This window comes from Roseivivax halodurans JCM 10272 (assembly GCF_000521785.1).
In the GTDB taxonomy this organism is placed as follows: Bacteria; Pseudomonadota; Alphaproteobacteria; order Rhodobacterales; family Rhodobacteraceae; genus Roseivivax; species Roseivivax halodurans.
Genome location: NZ_JALZ01000003.1, coordinates 194287 through 211549, shown reverse-complemented (window position 1 = coordinate 211549; position 17263 = coordinate 194287). Strand labels below are relative to the sequence as shown.

17 protein-coding genes are annotated in these 17263 nt (G+C 66.1%); 7 read left to right on the top strand and 10 right to left on the bottom strand.

The annotated features are described in order from the left end of the window. The first annotated feature begins 11 nt into the window (after positions 1-11). The 4 genes from mnmG to OCH239_RS04960 are packed head-to-tail and all read left to right on the top strand — an operon-like array spanning position 12 to position 4224. Positions 12-1880 carry a tRNA uridine-5-carboxymethylaminomethyl(34) synthesis enzyme MnmG gene (gene mnmG, locus OCH239_RS04975; protein ID WP_037259594.1) on the top strand — a complete coding sequence of 623 codons (1869 nt, stop codon included), beginning with the start codon at positions 12-14 and terminating at the stop codon, positions 1878-1880. Positions 1881-1891: 11 nt separating this feature from the next. Beyond that, positions 1892-2494: a 16S rRNA (guanine(527)-N(7))-methyltransferase RsmG gene (rsmG, locus tag OCH239_RS04970; protein ID WP_425280279.1), complete on the top strand. Its 603-nt coding sequence runs from the start codon at positions 1892-1894 to the stop codon at positions 2492-2494. Then, on the top strand, positions 2487-3296 hold the full coding sequence (locus tag OCH239_RS04965) for a ParA family protein (protein WP_037259464.1): 810 nt from the start codon (positions 2487-2489) through the stop codon (positions 3294-3296). Before rsmG ends, OCH239_RS04965 begins: the two co-directional genes overlap by 8 nt. A gap of 16 nt (positions 3297-3312) precedes the next feature. Beyond that, positions 3313-4224 carry a ParB/RepB/Spo0J family partition protein gene (locus OCH239_RS04960; RefSeq protein ID WP_037259462.1) on the top strand — a complete coding sequence of 304 codons (912 nt, stop codon included), beginning with the start codon at positions 3313-3315 and terminating at the stop codon, positions 4222-4224. 3 nt (positions 4225-4227) lie between these two features. Here OCH239_RS04960 and hemW read toward each other — a convergent pair whose 3' ends face one another. The 3 genes from hemW to rph are packed head-to-tail and all read right to left on the bottom strand — an operon-like array spanning position 4228 to position 6699. Continuing rightward, positions 4228-5415 (bottom strand): radical SAM family heme chaperone HemW, encoded by a 1188-nt coding sequence (gene hemW, locus OCH239_RS04955; RefSeq protein ID WP_051489272.1) that lies wholly within the window; start codon positions 5413-5415, stop codon positions 4228-4230. Continuing rightward, a complete protein-coding gene (rdgB, locus tag OCH239_RS04950) occupies positions 5378-5989 on the bottom strand; it encodes an RdgB/HAM1 family non-canonical purine NTP pyrophosphatase (protein WP_037259457.1) in 612 nt (203 codons plus the stop codon). The genes hemW and rdgB overlap by 38 nt, the downstream gene beginning before the upstream one ends. Further along, positions 5986-6699, bottom strand: a complete 714-nt coding sequence (gene rph / locus OCH239_RS04945; protein WP_037259455.1) for a ribonuclease PH — start codon at positions 6697-6699, stop codon at positions 5986-5988. Before rph ends, rdgB begins: the two co-directional genes overlap by 4 nt. 150 nt (positions 6700-6849) lie before the next feature. Between rph and hrcA the strand changes: the two genes are divergently transcribed. Further along, entirely contained in the window at positions 6850-7914 is a 1065-nt protein-coding gene (gene hrcA, locus OCH239_RS04940; RefSeq protein ID WP_037259453.1) for a heat-inducible transcriptional repressor HrcA, read from the top strand. Positions 7915-7923: 9 nt separating this feature from the next. Continuing rightward, positions 7924-8496, top strand: coding sequence for a nucleotide exchange factor GrpE (locus tag OCH239_RS04935; RefSeq protein WP_037259451.1), 573 nt, complete (start codon positions 7924-7926; stop codon positions 8494-8496). A gap of 97 nt (positions 8497-8593) precedes the next feature. Here the strand turns inward: OCH239_RS04935 and mutS are convergent, their stop codons facing one another. From mutS to OCH239_RS04915, 4 genes are all read right to left on the bottom strand, one after another. Beyond that, positions 8594-11155 carry a DNA mismatch repair protein MutS gene (mutS, locus tag OCH239_RS04930; RefSeq protein WP_037259450.1) on the bottom strand — a complete coding sequence of 854 codons (2562 nt, stop codon included), beginning with the start codon at positions 11153-11155 and terminating at the stop codon, positions 8594-8596. A gap of 100 nt (positions 11156-11255) precedes the next feature. Beyond that, the gene (locus OCH239_RS04925; protein ID WP_051489270.1) at positions 11256-11789 is read right to left on the bottom strand and encodes an inorganic diphosphatase; all 534 of its coding nucleotides are present in this window, start codon (positions 11787-11789) and stop codon (positions 11256-11258) included. A gap of 51 nt (positions 11790-11840) precedes the next feature. Then, complete coding sequence (locus tag OCH239_RS04920; RefSeq protein WP_037259449.1) at positions 11841-12209, bottom strand: endonuclease/exonuclease/phosphatase family protein; 369 nt, start codon at positions 12207-12209, stop codon at positions 11841-11843. Then, positions 12167-12865 carry a hypothetical protein gene (locus OCH239_RS04915; RefSeq protein ID WP_157577800.1) on the bottom strand — a complete coding sequence of 233 codons (699 nt, stop codon included), beginning with the start codon at positions 12863-12865 and terminating at the stop codon, positions 12167-12169. The genes OCH239_RS04920 and OCH239_RS04915 overlap by 43 nt, the downstream gene beginning before the upstream one ends. 125 nt (positions 12866-12990) lie before the next feature. Here OCH239_RS04915 and OCH239_RS04910 point away from each other — a divergent pair, with 125 nt between their 5' ends. Then, positions 12991-15246 carry an NADP-dependent malic enzyme gene (locus tag OCH239_RS04910; protein ID WP_037259447.1) on the top strand — a complete coding sequence of 752 codons (2256 nt, stop codon included), beginning with the start codon at positions 12991-12993 and terminating at the stop codon, positions 15244-15246. A 21-nt stretch (positions 15247-15267) separates the two neighbouring features. On the opposite strand, the gene OCH239_RS22545 is transcribed toward OCH239_RS04910, so the two are convergent. The 3 genes from OCH239_RS22545 to fdh3B are packed head-to-tail and all read right to left on the bottom strand — an operon-like array spanning position 15268 to position 17263. Next, the gene (locus OCH239_RS22545; protein ID WP_157577799.1) at positions 15268-15438 is read right to left on the bottom strand and encodes a hypothetical protein; all 171 of its coding nucleotides are present in this window, start codon (positions 15436-15438) and stop codon (positions 15268-15270) included. Then, the gene (locus OCH239_RS04905) at positions 15435-16670 is read right to left on the bottom strand and encodes a formate dehydrogenase subunit gamma (RefSeq protein WP_051489268.1); all 1236 of its coding nucleotides are present in this window, start codon (positions 16668-16670) and stop codon (positions 15435-15437) included. The genes OCH239_RS22545 and OCH239_RS04905 overlap by 4 nt, the downstream gene beginning before the upstream one ends. Next, positions 16667-17263, bottom strand: coding sequence for a formate dehydrogenase FDH3 subunit beta (gene fdh3B, locus OCH239_RS04900; protein ID WP_037259446.1), 597 nt, complete (start codon positions 17261-17263; stop codon positions 16667-16669). The genes OCH239_RS04905 and fdh3B overlap by 4 nt, the downstream gene beginning before the upstream one ends.

Here is a 17263-nt window from a genome sequence, read left to right as displayed (position 1 = left end):
GGGTGTTTCACGTGAAACAGACGTCGTTCGACGTAATCGTAATCGGCGGCGGGCATGCGGGCGCGGATGCGGCGCATGCCTCCGCTCGGAGCGGCGCGCGGACCGCGCTGGTGACGATGTCCGAGGCGGGGATCGGCGTGATGTCCTGCAACCCGGCCATTGGCGGCCTCGGGAAAGGCCATCTCGTGCGGGAGATTGACGCGCTCGATGGTGTCATGGGCCGGGTCGCGGACAAGGCGGGGATCCAGTTTCGCCTTCTAAACCGTCGCAAGGGACCTGCCGTGCAAGGTCCCCGCGCTCAGGCGGACAGGGCGATCTACCGTCGCGAGATGCTTGCGGAAATGAAGTCGCTGCCTTTGCTGGAGATAGTCGAGGGCGAAGTCGTCGACCTGTCGATGACGGGGCGCCGCGTGACCGGGGTCGAACTTGCGGACGGAACCCGCATTGATGCACGCGCTGTCGTTCTGACGACGGGCACGTTTCTGCGGGGTGTCATCCATATTGGAGACGAGACTCGATCGGGTGGCCGTATGGGTGACAAGGCGTCGACGCGCCTTGCGGAGCGGATCGACGGCCTCGACCTGCCGCTCGGACGGCTGAAAACCGGGACGCCGCCGCGGCTGGACGGACGAACCATCGACTGGTCGCAGCTGGAGGTTCAGCCGGGCGATGACGATCCGGCCCTCTTTTCCTTCATGTCGACAGGGGTACACGCGCGGCAGGTTCCCTGCGGAATCACGCATACGAACGCGCGCACACACGCGACTATCGCTGAAAACCTGGGTCGCAGCGCGATGTATGGCGGTCATATCGACGGCGTCGGCCCGAGATATTGCCCGTCGATCGAGGACAAGGTCGTCCGGTTCTCGGACAAGGACTCGCATCAGGTGTTTCTCGAACCGGAGGGACTGGATACGCATCTCGTGTACCCGAACGGGATCTCGACCTCGTTGCCTGCGGACGTCCAAGAGGCCTATGTTCGCACGATCGCGGGGCTGGAAAATGCGGTGATCGAACAGCCGGGCTACGCCATCGAATACGATTACGTGGATCCCAGGGCCCTCGATCTTCGCCTCGGCGTAAAGGAGTGCGATGGCCTTTTCCTCGCCGGCCAGATCAATGGCACGACGGGCTACGAAGAGGCGGCCGCGCAGGGGGTGGTCGCCGGGTTGAATGCCGCCGCGCTGGCGAAAGGTCACGACGCGATCACGTTCAGTCGCGCGGACAGCTATATCGGTGTCATGATCGACGATCTCGTCACGCATGGGGTGACCGAGCCGTACCGAATGTTCACGTCCCGGGCGGAATTCCGTCTGTCTCTCCGTGCGGATAATGCCGATCAGAGACTCACGCCGCTCGGGATCGAGGTCGGGTGCGTGTCGGAGGCCAGAAAGGCCGCGTTCGAACGCAAGATGGATCAGATCGAGGCGGCGCGCGGGATCCTTTCCGATATGAGCCTGACGCCGAAGGAGCTCAGGGCGCTGGACATAGAAGTGGCGCAGGACGGCTCGAAGCGCTCGGGCATGCAGGTTCTCTCATTCCCCAACGTCCAATTCGACCGGTTGGAGCCTTTGGATGATCGGCTGGCAGGCGTTCCGGAGCCGATCCGGGTGCAGATCAAGAATGACGCGATCTACGCAAACTACATCGCGCGTCAGCAGCAGGATGTCGCGATCCTGAAGCGAGAGGAAGCCATGGCTATTCCGCGGGATTTCGATTTCGGGGAGCTTCCGGGTCTGTCCAACGAGTTGAAGACCAAACTCGGCGCTGCGCGGCCGGAGAACCTTGCGCAGGCCGGGCGCATCGACGGTATGACGCCGGCTGCGCTGACGCTGATTCTTTCGCGGTTGCGACACGACGAGCGTCGCCGCAGCGCATGAGTCGGGTGTCTGTGTCGCAGGGGCGTGCTGTTTCACGTGAAACAGAAGAGCGACTGGAGCTTCTGGCCGCTCTGGTGCGCAGATGGAACCCTCACATAAACCTCGTGTCCCGTAAAAGCCTGGATATACTTGAAGAGCGGCATATCGCCGATTCTGCACAGGTCCATTCTTTGGCGCCTGCCAGAAATCATTGGGTCGATCTCGGGTCAGGGGCGGGGTTTCCGGGGCTCGTCTGCGCGATAATTGCCGCCGAGACCTCGCCGGAAACACGTTTCACTCTGATTGAAGCCGACACGAGGAAAGCGACCTTCCTGCGTACCGCCATCCGGGAGCTTGGCCTCTCGGCTAAGGTGGAGGCAAAGCGCATCGAGGCTCTACCGCCCCAGAAGGCCGATATCCTGTCTGCCCGGGCTCTGACCGACTTGACCGGGCTCCTCGGTTACGCCGACCACCATATGGAGAAAGGCGGCACGGCTCTGTTTCCGAAGGGCGAAAACTGGGAAAAAGAGGTGGCTGACGCGCGAGCTCAGTGGTCTTTTTCGATGGAAGCGCATACAAGTGTGACACACCCCCATTCCGTCATTCTGCAGATTGGAGATGTCGTCCATGTCTGATCCGACCAGCTCCGTCGGTCCCAAGATCATCGCGGTCGCCAACCAGAAGGGGGGCGTCGGCAAAACGACGACGACGATCAATCTCGGGGCGGCTCTGGCCGAACAGGGTCTGAACATCCTGATCGTGGACCTCGACCCGCAGGGCAACGCCTCCACCGGCCTCGGGATCGAGCCGGATGATCGGCAGTTCACGACCTACGAATTGCTTCTCGAGGATATTCGCCTCGAAGAGGTGATCCAGAAAACCGACGTCGGGAATGTCTCCCTCGTTCCGGCCACGGTGGATCTCTCTTCGGCGGATATCGAGCTCTATTCGGCTGAGCGCCGAAGCTTTCTTTTAAATCAAGCGCTTAGACAGCCGGACATGGCGGGATACGGCTTCGACTACATCCTGATCGATTGTCCGCCTTCCCTCAATCTTCTGACCGTCAACGCGATGGTCGCCGCGCATTCGGTTCTGGTGCCGCTGCAATCGGAGTTCTTCGCGCTCGAAGGCCTGTCGCAGCTGATGCTGACCGTACGGGAGGTTCGTCAGTCGGCGCATCCGGATCTCAGGATCGAGGGGGTCGTGCTCACCATGTACGATGCGCGCAACAACCTCTCTCAGCAGGTCGAAGCGGATGCCCGGTCGAATCTCGGAGATCTCGTCTTCGAGACGGTGATCCCGAGAAATGTGCGCGTGTCCGAGGCGCCGTCCTACGCCATGCCAGTGCTGGCCTACGATACCAACTCCAAAGGCGCCGCCGCATACAGGGCGCTCGCCACGGAACTCCTCAAGAAAAACACCCGCCTCGCGGCCTGAGACGAAAGACGAGCAGATGGCAGAAAAGCAGAACCGCCGCGGTCTGGGGCGTGGCCTGTCGGCCCTCATGGCAGATGTCGAACCCGCAGCGCAGGCGGAGACCGAAGCGCAGGCGGCGCGGCGCGCCGATCGGCTGGTTCCGATCGAGAAGATCTTTCCCAACCCGGATCAGCCCCGCCGAAGCTTCACCCCGGAGCAGCTCTCGGAACTTGCGGAATCGATCAGAGCCAAGGGTGTGATCCAGCCCATCATCGTCCGGGAGCGGGCATCGGAGCCCGGGACATACGAGATCGTCGCGGGCGAGCGCCGCTGGCGCGCCTCTCAGATGGCTGAGCTTCACGAGATGCCGGTGCTCGTGCGCGAGTTCAGCGATCTCGAGGTGCTCGAGGTGGCGATCATCGAGAACATCCAGCGGGCGGACCTCAACGCGATCGAGGAGGCCGCGGGCTACAAGCAGCTGATGTTCAAATTTGGCCATACGCAGGAAAAGCTCGCCGAGGCCCTGGGCAAGAGCCGCAGCCATATCGCCAACCTCCTGCGGCTCCTCAATCTTCCCGAAGACGTCCAGTCCCTGGTTGGTTCGGGCGATCTGTCCGCCGGGCATGCCCGGGCGCTCGTGACGGCGCAGGATCCTTCGGCGCTGGCCCGTCAGGTCGTGACCCGGAAGCTCTCCGTCCGCGAGACGGAAAAGCTTGCCAAGATCGGGGGCGAGGATACAGGGGCTCGGCCGCGCCGGTCCAGTTCCGCGGGCAGGTCGGAGAAGGATGCCGATACGCGCGCGCTCGAGGGAGACCTTTCCGCCGCGCTCGGCATGAAGGTCGTGATCGATCACGTCGGTGGCGGCGAGGAGGGCGGACAGGTCACGATCCGCTACCATTCGCTCGATCAGCTCGACACGCTCTGCAGCAAGCTCGGGGGCGACGCCTGAGCGTCAGCCCGGCAGCAGCTCGGTCACCACGGCGTTGAGCAGCAGCCGTCCCCGGGGGGTCGCCTTGAGACGCGGTCCGTCCCGCGTGACCATCCCCAGATCTTCGAGCGAGGCGATCCGCTCGTCAGGAACCGCATCGGGCGAAATGGCGCGTGCGCGTACCACATCTATGCCATCCAGGACGCGCATCCCCATCATGAGGTATTCGCTAAGCTGGTCGGTCGCCTCCAGAGGCTCGTCGACCCGGTCGGCCGTGCCGGCCTTCGCGTTCTCGAGCCATGCGCCGGGATTGCGCCATCCCGCCAGCGCGCGGCGTGTCCCGTCGACGGTCAGTCGCCCGTGGGCTCCGGGGCCGATGCCCGCATAATCGCCGTAGCGCCAGTATACGAGGTTGTGACGCGATTCTCCGCCCGGGACGGCGTGGTTGGACACTTCGTAGGCAGGGCGCCCTGCGGCCTCGCACAGCGATTGTGTGAGCTCGTAGAGTTCGGCCGAGTAATCTTCGTCCGGAAGGCCGGGCAGGGCGCCCCGGCGAGCGCGGTCCCAGAATGCCGTGCCCTGCTCGATGGTGAGCTGGTAGAGGGACAGGTGATCCACCGCCATCGACAGCGCTTCGGTGAGTTCCGATTCCCACTCGGCCAGCGTCTGGTCCTGTCGCGCGTAGATCAGGTCGAAACTGACACGGGGAAAGGTCTTCCTTGCGACATCATAGGCCTTGCGCGCCTCGGCCACCGAGTGCAGCCGTCCGAGCCGGTGCAGATCGCGGTCGTTGAGCGCCTGAAGCCCCATCGAAACGCGGTTCACGCCGGCCTCAGCGAAGGCCTCGAAACGGCCTGCCTCGACGGACCGCGGATTCGCCTCGAGCGTGATCTCCGCGTCCTCCGCGAGGTGCCAGGTCGAGCGTACCCGGTCGAGGATGCCGTTGACGAGATCGGGCGACATGAGCGAGGGCGTGCCGCCGCCGAAGAACACCGTGTCGAGCCGGCGGCCCGGGGTCAGTGCACCGACGCGGTCGATCTCGGAGGCGAAGGCGCGCGCCCATCTCGCCTCGTCGATCTCACGCACGACATGGCTGTTGAAGTCGCAATACGGGCACTTGGCCTCGCAGAACGGCCAATGCAGGTAGAGCCCGAACCCGCCGTTCTCCCAGTCCTCAGCCAAAGAGCCCCGCCTTGAGCTTGGCGAAAGCATCCGCCCGGTGGCTCATCTCATTCTTCTGCCAGCGATCCATCTCGCCGAACGTAATGTCGAAACCTTCGGGTACGAAGATCGGATCGTAGCCATGGCCTTGCTCCCCGCGCATCGGCCAGGTCAGGTGCCCCTCGATCTTACCGGGAAAGACCTGATCGGTTCCATCCGGCCACGCCAAAACCAGCGTGCAGCGGAACCGTGCTGTCCAGGGCTGCGGCGCGTCCTTGGCCACGAGCGCGTCATGGGCCCGCGTCATCGCCATCACGAAGTCGCGGCCGCTCCCGGTTTCCGCCCAGTCGGCGGTGTAGACGCCCGGAGCGCCGTCCAGCGCATCGATCTCGATCCCGGAATCGTCGGCGAGGGCGGGAAGGCCGGTCGCCTTTGCGGCCGCATGGGCCTTGATCCGGGCGTTCTCGACGAAGGTGGTGCCGGTTTCCTCGGGCTCAGGCAGGCCTTTGTCGGCAGCGCCGACGACGGAGATGCCGTAGGGCTCGAGCAGCGCCGCGATCTCCTCGAGCTTGCCCGCGTTGTGGGTGGCGACCAGAAGGGTGTCGCTGCCGAGCCCGGCGCTCATGCGGTCACCTGTTCCTGCAGTGCCACGAGCTCGCCCACGCCCTTCTCGGCAAGGCCAACAAGAGTGTCCATCTCGGCGCGCGAGAAGGTCGCGCCCTCGGCCGACATCTGCACCTCGATGAGCCGGCCGTCGCCGCGCAGGATGAAGTTGCCGTCGACACCCGCCTCGCTGTCCTCGGGATAGTCGAGGTCGAGGATCGGCTGGCCCGCATACATCCCGCAGCTCACCGCAGCGACCGGTGAGACCAGCGGATCCGTTGTCACGTCTCCGGCCTTCATGAGCTTCTTCACGGCGAGCCGCAGCGCGACCCAGCCGCCGGTGATCGAGGCGCAGCGGGTTCCGCCGTCGGCCTGGATGACATCGCAATCGACGGTGATCTGCCGCTCGCCGAGCGCCACGCGGTCGACGCCGGCGCGCAGGGACCGTCCGATCAGACGCTGGATCTCGACCGTGCGGCCGCCCTGCTTGCCCGCGGTCGCCTCACGGCGCATGCGGCTCGTGGTCGACCGCGGCAGCATGCCGTATTCCGCCGTGACCCAGCCAAGGCCCGATCCCTTGATGAAGGGCGGTACGCGGTCTTCGATCGTCGCCGTGCAGAGCACATGCGTGTCTCCGACCCGGATCAGGCAGGAGCCTTCGGCGTGCTTGGTCACGTCCGTTTCGATTGAAACGCTGCGCATTTCGTTTAACTCACGTCCCGACGGCCGCATGCTTCTCTCCAAAACCGATGTATTGCGCCCGCGCCTTACCCAAGGGGGGCCGGGGCCTGCAAGGCCAGATAGCGCCGGAGCGGGGTATGGCCCGGGGTGATTGACGCGGGGGCGGGTCACCTGTTGAATTGCCCCGCTATGAGGCACGACATGACAGACGGCAGCCGTCTTCTCGACCAGATGAACGACCGCTCGCGAGAGGTCTTCCGCCGCGTGGTGGAGGGCTATCTCGAAAACGGGGAGCCGGTCGGCTCGCGCACGCTCACGCGCACCCTGTCCGAAAAGGTCTCGGCGGCGACGATCCGCAACGTGATGCAGGACCTCGAATTTCTCGGCCTCCTCAACTCGCCGCATGTGAGCGCCGGACGCATCCCGACACAGCTCGGCCTGCGGCTCTTCGTGGACGGGCTGCTCGAAGTGCGCGATCTCGGGGACGAGGACCGATCGGCGCTCGATGCGACGCTCGGCTCCAATACCGACGATGTCGGGGGCTTTCTCGATCGCGTGGGCTCGGCGCTCTCGGGCGTGACGCAGGGCGCGTCGCTCGTCCTGTCGCCCAAGCACGAGGCGCCGATCCGGCATATCGAGTTCGTCAGCCTCGGCGCCGACCGGGCGCTCGTCGTGCTGGTCTTCTCGGACGGACATGTGGAGAACCGCGTCTTCACCCCGCCGCCGGGCCAGACGCCGTCGTCGATGCGCGAGGCGGCGAACTTCCTCAACGCCCTGATCGAGGGCAAGACCCTGACCGAGATCCGCCGTGACATGGCCGCCGCGATCTCGGCGCGGCGTCAGGAGATCGATTCGCTTGCGGCCCAGCTCGTCGAGTCCGGCCTCGCGGTCTGGGCGAAGGACGGACAGGTGCCGGAGCGCCTGATCGTCCGCGGACGGGCGAATCTGCTGGCTCAGGAGAGTCAGGCCGAGGAGCTCGACCTCATCCGGGAGCTCTTCGACGACCTCGAGCGCAAGCGGGACATCGCCGAATTCCTCGAACTGACCGAGCAGGGCGACGGCGTGCGCATTTTCATCGGCTCGGAGAACAAACTTTTCTCGTTGTCCGGTTCCTCTCTGGTCGTATCTCCTTATATGAACGCGGACCGTAAAATCATCGGCGCGGTGGGAGTGATCGGGCCCAAGAGGCTCAATTACGGGCGCATCGTGCCGATCGTAGACTACACCGCCCAGCTGGTCGGCAAGCTCATCTCCGACCGGAGCTAAAGGATAACCATGGCTGATCCGAAGAACGACGATTTCCTCGACGATATCGAGACCGCCGAAGCCGAATCCCGCGCCGCCGAAACCGAGGAGCCCGAACCCGAGGCGCTCGAGGCCGAAGAGATGGAGGCCCTGCGCGCGGAGCGCGACGATTACCGCGAGCGCTTCATGCGCGCGCTGGCCGATGCCGAGAATTCCCGCAAGCGCGCCGACAAGGAGCGTCGCGACGCCGAGAATTACGGCGGCACGCGGCTCGCCCGGGATCTGCTGCCCGTCCACGACAACCTGCACCGCGCGCTGTCGGTGGCCGAGGAGATCGAGGGGGACTCACATTCCGCGCTGATCGAGGGGGTGGAGCTGACGCTGAAGGAGCTCATGAGCGTCTTCCACAAGCACGGCATCGTGGAGATCGCGCCGCAGGTCGGGGACCGCTTCGATCCCAAGGAGCACGAGGCGATGTTCGAGGCCCCGGTGCCGAACACCAAGGCCGGCGACATCATCCAGGTCTCCGCGGTCGGCTTCATGCTGCACGATCGCCTGCTGCGTCCGGCGCAGGTCGGCGTGAGCTCGACGCCCGCGTCCTGATCCGCGGAGAGAGGCCGGGGGCTCCGCCCCCGGACCCCCGGAGTATTTTCGCCAAGAAGAAGCAGGACCCCCGGTTTCCCGTGAAACCGGGGGTCTTTCACGTCTGTGCCGCGGCTTTCAGATCGTAGAGCGCCTGCAGCGCTTCCCTCGGCGACATGTCGTCGGGGACGAGCTGCGCGAGTCGGTCCTCAAGCGGGCTCGGACCGGTTCTTGCGGGGGCAGAGGCCTCGGCCACGGCGGCGAAGAGCGGCAAATCCTCGATCAGGGCCTTCGGGCGGCTGCGGTCGCGCTCCCCGGCTTCGAGCGCGTCGAGGACCGACTTCGCGCGCGCGACGACGGCGGGCGGCAATCCGGCGAGTTGGGCGACCTGCACCCCGTAGGAGCGGTCGGCCGCGCCGGGACGGACCTCGTGCAGGAAGATGACCTCGCCCTCCCATTCCTTGACCGCGACGGTGGCGTTCCGCACTCCGCCGAGCTTTCCCGCCAGCGCCGTCAGCTCGTGATAATGGGTGGCGAAGAGGCCGCGCACGCGGTTGACCTCGTGCAGGTGTTCGAGCGTGGCCCAGGCGATCGAGAGCCCGTCATAGGTCGCGGTGCCGCGGCCGATCTCGTCGAGGATCACCAGCGCCCTCTCGTCGGCCTGGTTGAGGATCGCCGCCGTCTCGACCATCTCGACCATGAAGGTCGAGCGGCCCCGGGCGAGGTCGTCGGAGGCGCCGACCCGGCTGAAGATCTGGCTGACGACGCCGATCCGCGCGCTTTCCGCGGGCACGTAGGCACCCATCTGCGCGAGGATCGCGATCAGCGCGTTCTGCCGCAGATAGGTCGACTTGCCCGCCATGTTGGGGCCGGTCAGAAGCTCCAGAGCCGCGCCGTCGCCCTCGGGCGAAAGCGTGCAATCGTTGGCGATGAAGGGCTGGCCGCCCTGAGCGCGGAGGGCCTTCTCGACGACGGGGTGCCGTCCGCCCGTCACCGCGAAGATGCGGCTGTCGTCGACCTGGGGCCGTGTCCAGTCCTCTGTCCGCGCGAGATCGGCAAGCGACGTGGCGAGGTCGAATTCGGCCAGCGCGGCGGCGAGCGTTCCGAGCTCAGCGGCATGATCGAGTGCGGCAGCCCGAAGCTCCGCGAAGAGCCGCTTCTCGATCTCGAGCGCCTGTCCGCCGGCATTAAGGATGCGGGTTTCGAGATCGGAGAGCTCGACCGTCGTGAAGCGCACCTGATTGGCGGTGGTCTGGCGGTGGATGAAGGTCTCGGAATGCGGCGGCGCCAGCATCTTCTCGGCATGCGCGGCGGTCGTCTCGATGAAGTAACCGAGCACGTTATTGTGCTTGATCTTCAGCGACGTGATGCCGGTCTGCCCGGCATAGTCTTGCTGCATGCGGGCAATCACGCCGCGGCCTTCGTCCCGTAGCTCGCGGGCGGCGTCGAGCTCGGACTCGTAGCCAGGGGCGATGAACCCGCCGTCGCGGGCGAGGAGGGGCGGCTCGGCGACAAGTGCGATGTCGAATATGTCGAGGAGGTCGTCGAAGCCGGTCAGCGCGCTGCGTTCCGCTGCGAGGTGGTCGGGGAGGTCGAGATCGCTGAGCGTGCTCGACAGCGCCTCGGCCTGTTCGAGCGCGCCGCGCAGGGCGCTCCGGACAGCGTCGGCGGGCGCGGCGTTCTCCAGCGCCCAGCTTACCGCCTGCTGCCTCGCGTGGATCGCCCCGAGATCGCAGGAGGGGGCCGAGAGGCGCCGCTCGAGAAGCCTCCCCCCGCCAGCCGTGACGGTGCGGTCGATGACCGACAGGAGCGAGCCCGCGCGGCCGCCCGAGAGCCCGTGCGTCAGCTCGAGGTTCCGTCGGGTCGCGGCGTCGATCTGCAGGAGCCGCGAGACGTTGTCGGAGCGCGGCGGACGCAGGAGCGGCAGCTTTCCCTTCTGGGTGATGTCGAGATAGTCGACGAGCGCGCCCATGGCCGAGAGCTCCGCGCGCGAGAAGGTGCCGAAGGGCTCGAGGCTCGCAACGCCGTAGAGGGCGCAGAGCCGCGTGTCGGCCGACCCGGAGTCGAAGGAGGCGCGGCCCAGAGTGGTCGGCATCAGCGCGAGATCGTCGATGACGGGGCGCAGCTCCTGTTCGCCCGCTTCCGACAGCAGCACTTCCGAAGGGGCGAGCCGGGCGAGCTCGGCGCCGATCCGGGCGCGCGAGAGCGGCATCACGTGGAACGCGCCGGTCGAGATGTCGGCCCAGGCGAGGGCCCAGTCGCCGCGGACATCCGCGAGGGCGACGAGGTAATTGTGCCTGCGCGCCTCGAGCAGCGTCTCCTCGGTGAGTGTTCCCGGCGTCACGAGCCGCACCACGTCGCGCCGGACCACGGATTTGTGGCCGCGCTTCTTGGCCTCGGCGGGACTTTCCATCTGTTCGCAGACCGCGACGCGAAATCCCTTGCGGATCAGCGTCAGGAGGTAGCCTTCGGCCGCATGCACCGGAACGCCGCACATCGGAATGTCGTCGCCTGCGTGCTTGCCGCGCTTCGTCAGCGCGATGTCGAGCGCCTCGGCCGCCGCCGCGGCGTCGTCGAAGAAGAGCTCGTAGAAATCGCCCATCCGGTAGAACAGCAGCGCGTCGGGGTATTGCGCCTTGATCTCCAGATATTGCGCCATCATCGGCGTCGCCGCGGTCATGCGTCCCTCCGCTCGTTCGGGGCGGGAGAGTAGAACGGGGCGGCGATGCGCGAAAGCGGGTTTCCCGTCACGGAAGGGCCGCTGGACAGAGGAATGCGCCTCAGGTCTTGGTCTGCCGGGCCTCGGCCTTCTCCAGCATGTCCATCGCCTCGTCCCTCTCGCCGCGGCCGACGATGCGGAAGGGGCGCTCGATCATCCGGTTGTAGGTGTCGAAGAATTCCTCGAGATCCCAGGCGAACCCGTCGCGCATGTCGGAGAGAGTCTGGGTGCCGCCGAAGATGCGCGACATGTTGGCGACCGCGACGACGCGGTCGTTGCGGGCCATCACGCCGTCCTCGTCGTTCTCCATCTTCAGCACACCAATGAGGCGGCTTTCGATCAGAGCGCCCGACGGCACGCTTCCCGCGGTCACCAGCATGATGTCGAGCGCGTCGCCGTCCTCGGCCAGCGTGTTCGGAACGAAACCGAAGGAAAACGGGAAACTCACCCCTTCGGGCAGTTCCAGCCCGATGCGGAAGAGGCCGCTCGGATCGAGGTCGTATTTGTGGCGGCTGCCCTTCGGCGTCTCGACGAAGACGTTGACCGCTCCGTCTTCGGTCCGGGATGGAACGGCATCGAGTGCGGTACGAAACATGGGCGCTCTCCAGGTTGGGCTGTCGCTCAGGTAGAGCCGGGGTCCCGTGTTTCACCCGTCTTCCGGATCGGGGAGGGCGATTCCGGCCAGCAGGCCCCGGTGGTTCGAGCCGAGATGGCCGCCCCACGCCTTCTGCCACGCGAAGCGGACCCCGCGGCGGACCAGCATGTGGTCGATGGGCACGCCGAAATTGCCGAGCGAGGCCGGCCACGTGCCGACGGGGCGGGGCGGATGGCGAAGCCCGTGCGTTTCCTCGAAACTCCGGACGCGGCGGCTCCACGGGGCCGCGTTGAAGTCGCCGACGACGAGCAGCGGCCGCTGGCGGGGCCCGCGCTTCAGAATGCGCGCCGCGTAGGACGCCTCTCCCGCCGCGACACTCAGGTACCAGGGTTTGACGAGATGCGCCGCGACGATGTCCACGGGGGATGGCCCTCGGGGGAGACGGTGAAGCCGAAGAGGCTCCGCGTCGGTCCGGTGGGGCGCTCCTCCTCCACCGCCTCGGGCTCGAGCCGGGACAGGATCATCATCGGGCAGCTGGTCTGACTGCGACAGCCGATCACGTGCGGATAGAGGTCGGCGAGACGATCCTTCATCTCGTAGGCGGGCATCGCTTCGGTCAGCACGATGATTTCGGCGCCGCTGTTCCGCAGTTCCGTTTCGATACGGTCCGGCGCGATCTCGTTGTCGTTAAGAACGTTGAACCAGAGGACCCGGAGGTCCGCCTGCTCCGCCCAGGGGACACTGCGGCTGCGGTAATCCCAGGCGATGCTCCCGAGCCCGGTCAGGGCGACGAGACACGTGATGGCCGCCGAACGCCAGGCGCGCAACGGCAGAAGCGCGAGGGAGAGAAGGATCGCGAGGATCAGAAGCCAGGGCCGCATGCTGTCGGCGATCCGGCTCAGGGTGCCGAGGAACTGGTTCTCGTTTGGCACGAGGTGGCTGAAGAGCCCGAGCCCGAGAAGCACGGCGAGGACCGTCAGGATCGCACCGACCGCGCGTTCTCGCCAGATCACCCCGTTCGACGACCGGGTGACGCTCCCGCCTGTCCGGCGCTTCGGGGAATGTGATGTTGCCATTCGGGCCACCTGCCGGATGCGTGCTCGCTCAACTTCCTGCCACGCGGCGGATGCAAAGAACAGGGCCCGTATGGCCGCGCCGACCGTGCCGCGCTAAGAGGGATGGACAAAAGGGGAGCAGAGGCATGTCGAGACAGAAATACACCCGCGAGGAAGCGCTCGCCTTTCACCTCGAGCCCGAGCCGGGCAAGTGGGAGGTGCAGGCCACGGTGCCGATGACCACCCAGCGGGACCTCTCGCTCGCCTATTCGCCGGGCGTCGCCGTGCCTTGCGAGGAAATCGCGCGCGATCCCGAGCTCGCCTACGACTACACCAACAAGGGCAATCTCGTCGCTGTCATCTCGAACGGAACCGCGGTGCTCGGCCTCGGCAATCTCGGCGCGCTTGGCTCGAAGCCGGTGACGGAGGGCAAATCGGTGCTCTTCAAGCGCTTCGCCGACGTGAATTCGATCGACATCGAGCTCGACACCGAGGATCCGGACGCCTTCTGCCAGGCGGTCAGGCTCATGGGCCCGACTTTCGGGGGGATCAACCTCGAGGACATCAAGGCGCCCGAATGTTTCATCATCGAGCAGCGCCTCAAGGAAGAGATGGACATCCCCGTCTTTCACGACGATCAGCACGGCACCGCGGTGATCTGCGCGGCGGGCCTCATCAACGCGCTGCATCTTTCGGGCAAGAAGATCGAGGATTGTCGCATCGTTCTCAACGGTGCCGGCGCGGCCGGCATCGCCTGTATCGAACTCCTGAAGAGCATGGGCGCGCGGCACGAGAACTGCATCGTCTGCGACACCAAGGGCGTGATCTATCAGGGCCGCACCGAGGGCATGAACCAGTGGAAATCGGCCCATGCGGTCGCCACGGACCTGCGCACGCTCGAAGAGGCGATGGAGGGCGCGGACGTCTTCCTCGGGGTGTCGGTGAAGGGCGCGGTCACGCAGGAAATGGTAAAGGGCATGGGCGACAAGCCGGTGATCTTTGCCATGGCGAACCCCGACCCCGAGATCACGCCCGAGGAGGCGCAGGAGGTCCGCCCTGACGCGATCGTCGCGACCGGCCGGTCGGATTACCCCAATCAGGTCAACAACGTTCTCGGCTTTCCCTATCTCTTCCGCGGGGCGCTCGACATCCATGCCCGCGCGATCAACGACGAGATGAAGATCGCCTGCGCCGAGGCGCTCGCCGCGCTGGCGCGCGAGGACGTGCCAGACGAGGTTGCGGTCGCCTATTCCAAGGCGCTGACCTTCGGGCGTGATTACATCATTCCGACGCCCTTCGATCCGCGGCTGATCTACCGCATCCCGCCCGCGGTGGCGAAGGCGGGGATGGATACCGGCGCGGCGCGGCGTCCCATCGTCGACATGGACGGGTACGAGCAGCACCTCAAGCAGCGGCTCGATCCGACCGCCTCGATCCTGCAGGGCATCACCACGCGGGCGCGGGCCGCGCAGGCCCGGATGATCTTCGCCGAAGGGGACGACCCGCGGGTTCTGCGCGCCGCGGTCATGTACCAGCGGAACGGCTTCGGGAAGGCGCTCGTCGTCGGGCGCGAGGCGGACGTGGCCGAGAAGCTCGAAGCGGCCGGGATGGGAGACGCGGTGCGCGAGCTCGACGTGGTGAACGCCGCCAACAGCCGGCATCTCGAGACCTACAAGGATTTCCTCTATTCCCGCCTGCAGCGGCGCGGGCAGGACCGGCAGGACGTCCACCGCATGGCGGCGCGCGACCGCCACGTCTTTGCCGCGCTCATGCTGGCGCATGGCCACGGCGACGGGCTGGTCACCGGAGCGACGCGCAAGTCGGCCCATGTTGTACGGCTCATCAACAACGTCTTCGACGTCGATGCGGCCCACGGCGCGGCGGGTGTGACGGCGCTCCTCCAGAACGGACGCATCGTGCTGATCGCGGACACGCTCGTCCACGAATGGCCCGACGAGAACGACCTTGCCAATATCGCGGAGCGCAGCGCGGACGTCGCGCGGCATCTCGGACTGGAGCCGCGGGTGGCTTTCGTGTCGTTCTCGACCTTCGGCTATCCGGTCTCGGAGCGGGCGGAGAAGATGCAACGCGCCTCCGAGGTGCTCGACGGGCGCAAGGTGAGCTTCGAATACGAGGGCGAGATGACCGTGGACGTGGCGCTCAACGCCAAGGCGCGCGAGGCCTATCCGTTCCAGCGCCTGACAGGCTCGGCCAACATCCTCGTCGTGCCGGCGCGCCACTCGGCGTCGATCTCGGTCAAGCTCATGCAGGAGATGGGCGGCGCCACGGTCATCGGACCGATCCTTGCCGGCATCGATCACTCGATCCAGATCTGCTCGACGAATTCGACGGCGAACGACGTGCTCAACATGGCCGTGCTCGCCGCCTGCAAGGTGGGGTGACGGGCAGGGCCCGTCACTCCCTCATTCCCCGGTATGTGTGACCGTGCCTTCCCAGGAGGTCGCATGGTCCAGAAGGACGACGGATCCGTCGCTGTAGCGCTCGGCGGTCGACTGGTCGAAGGTGCGAAGACCGAAGAAGGTCAGAACGCCGCTGAGCGCCACGATGGCGGTGCCTGCAAGAAATCCCTTCATTCGGCCGGGCTCCTCTGCGTGTCGATCTCGTCCAGCCAGATCGAATGGTGTTCCTCCGCCCAGTTGCGGTCGACCTTGCCGCTCCACATCGCGTCGATGGCACCGTGCATGCCGATCGAGCCGATATAGATGTGGCCGAGGAAGATCGCGATCATCAGCACCGCAAGACCGGCATGGATGAGCATGGCCCAGCTCATGCCCTCGATTCCGAGGAAGTAGTAGGGGAACATTAGCGTGACGCCCGTTGCGACCAGCACGAGGCCGCCCAGAACCGCCGACCAGAAAATGAGCTTCTGACCGGCGTTGAACTTCTTCGCCGGGGGATGGTCGCCATCGTCCGAGAACATGCCGCCGAACTTGGCGAGCCAGTTGAGGTCGAGCTTCGACGGCAGGTTGCGGTGCGTCCACATCACGATCATCAGCAGGATGCCGAGGAAGAAGGTCGGGGCGAAGAGCACGTGCCCCCAGGTCGACCACCAGCCGAGCGTGCCCATCACGCGCTCGCCGAGTGGCACGAAGAGCGTCTCGCCGTAGGCGATGGCGATGCCGGTGAAGGCGAGGCCCAGGAAGCTCACCGAGGTCATCCAGTGGGTCGTGCGTTCGAGAAGGCCGAAGCGCTTGACCGTCCGGCCGGACTTGCCCTGACGGATCGGAACGCGGCCGCGCAGCGCCAGTATGGCCGACAGAAGGAACGCCATGCCGAGGATCGCGATGGCGCCGAGATGGGTGACGAAATCCGAGATGCCGATGCGCCAGTCGCGCCCCGCGGGACGTTCGTAGAGCGCGGCGTTGGCGTAGGGCAGCGACGAGAGCCCTTCGACCCTGCCGGCCGCCTGCAACATCGCCGCGTCGTCCGCGCTCGGTACCGCCCAGGCGCTGGTCAGCGCCGTGCCGTCCTCGAGTGGCGTGCTGACGATGCGCGCATCGCCGCCCGCAAGCTCGGGCGTTTCGCCTTCGGGCGACGGGCCGGTGCGGAACCGCTCGTCCAGCATCTTCGTCCTTGCGGTCAGCACCTCCGACGCCAGAAGCGTGCCCTGGTTGCGCTCAGCGATGGCCTCGCCCTCGGTGCCCGCCGCCTGCATCGATACTTCGGGGCGGACGAAGCTGTCGCCGTCGAAGATCTCGAAGACAGCCCAGGCAAGGAGCAGGATGAAGACGAGCGCCGAGATAGCGCCCGCGATGCGGTAACCCACGAAGTCGCGGCCCCTGACGCCGCCGTCGGTGATGCTCATGCTCCGTCCTCCGGGTAATAGGCCGTCTTCCAGCCCCAGGCGCCGGAGCCGAAGCCGCGATGCACCACGCGCTCGCGGTAGATCTCGCCGATGGTCTCGCCGTCACCGGCCAGAAGCGCGCGGGTCGAGCAGACCTCGGCGCAGATCGGCAGCTTGCCTTCGGCGATCCGGTTGCGGCCGTACTTGCGGTATTCCTCCTCGGAATGGTCCTCCTCGGGGCCGCCGGCGCAATAGGTGCACTTGTCCATCTTGCCGCGGCTGCCGAAGAGCGTGGCCTTGGGGAATTGCGGCGCGCCGAACGGGCAGGCGTAGAAGCAGTAGCCGCAGCCGATGCAGGTGTCCTTGTCGTGCAGGACCACGCCTATGTCGGTCTGGTAGAGCGTCGAGACCGGGCATACCGACACGCAGGGCGCGTCAGTGCAGTGCATACAGGACGTGGCGATGGACTTTTCGCCCGGCTCGCCGTCATCGATGGTCACAACGCGGCGGCGGACCATCCCCCAGGGCACTTCATGCTCGTTCTTGCAGACGGTCGCGCAGGCGTTGCATTCGATGCAGCGCTCGGCGTCGCAGAGAAACTTGGCGCGGGCCAT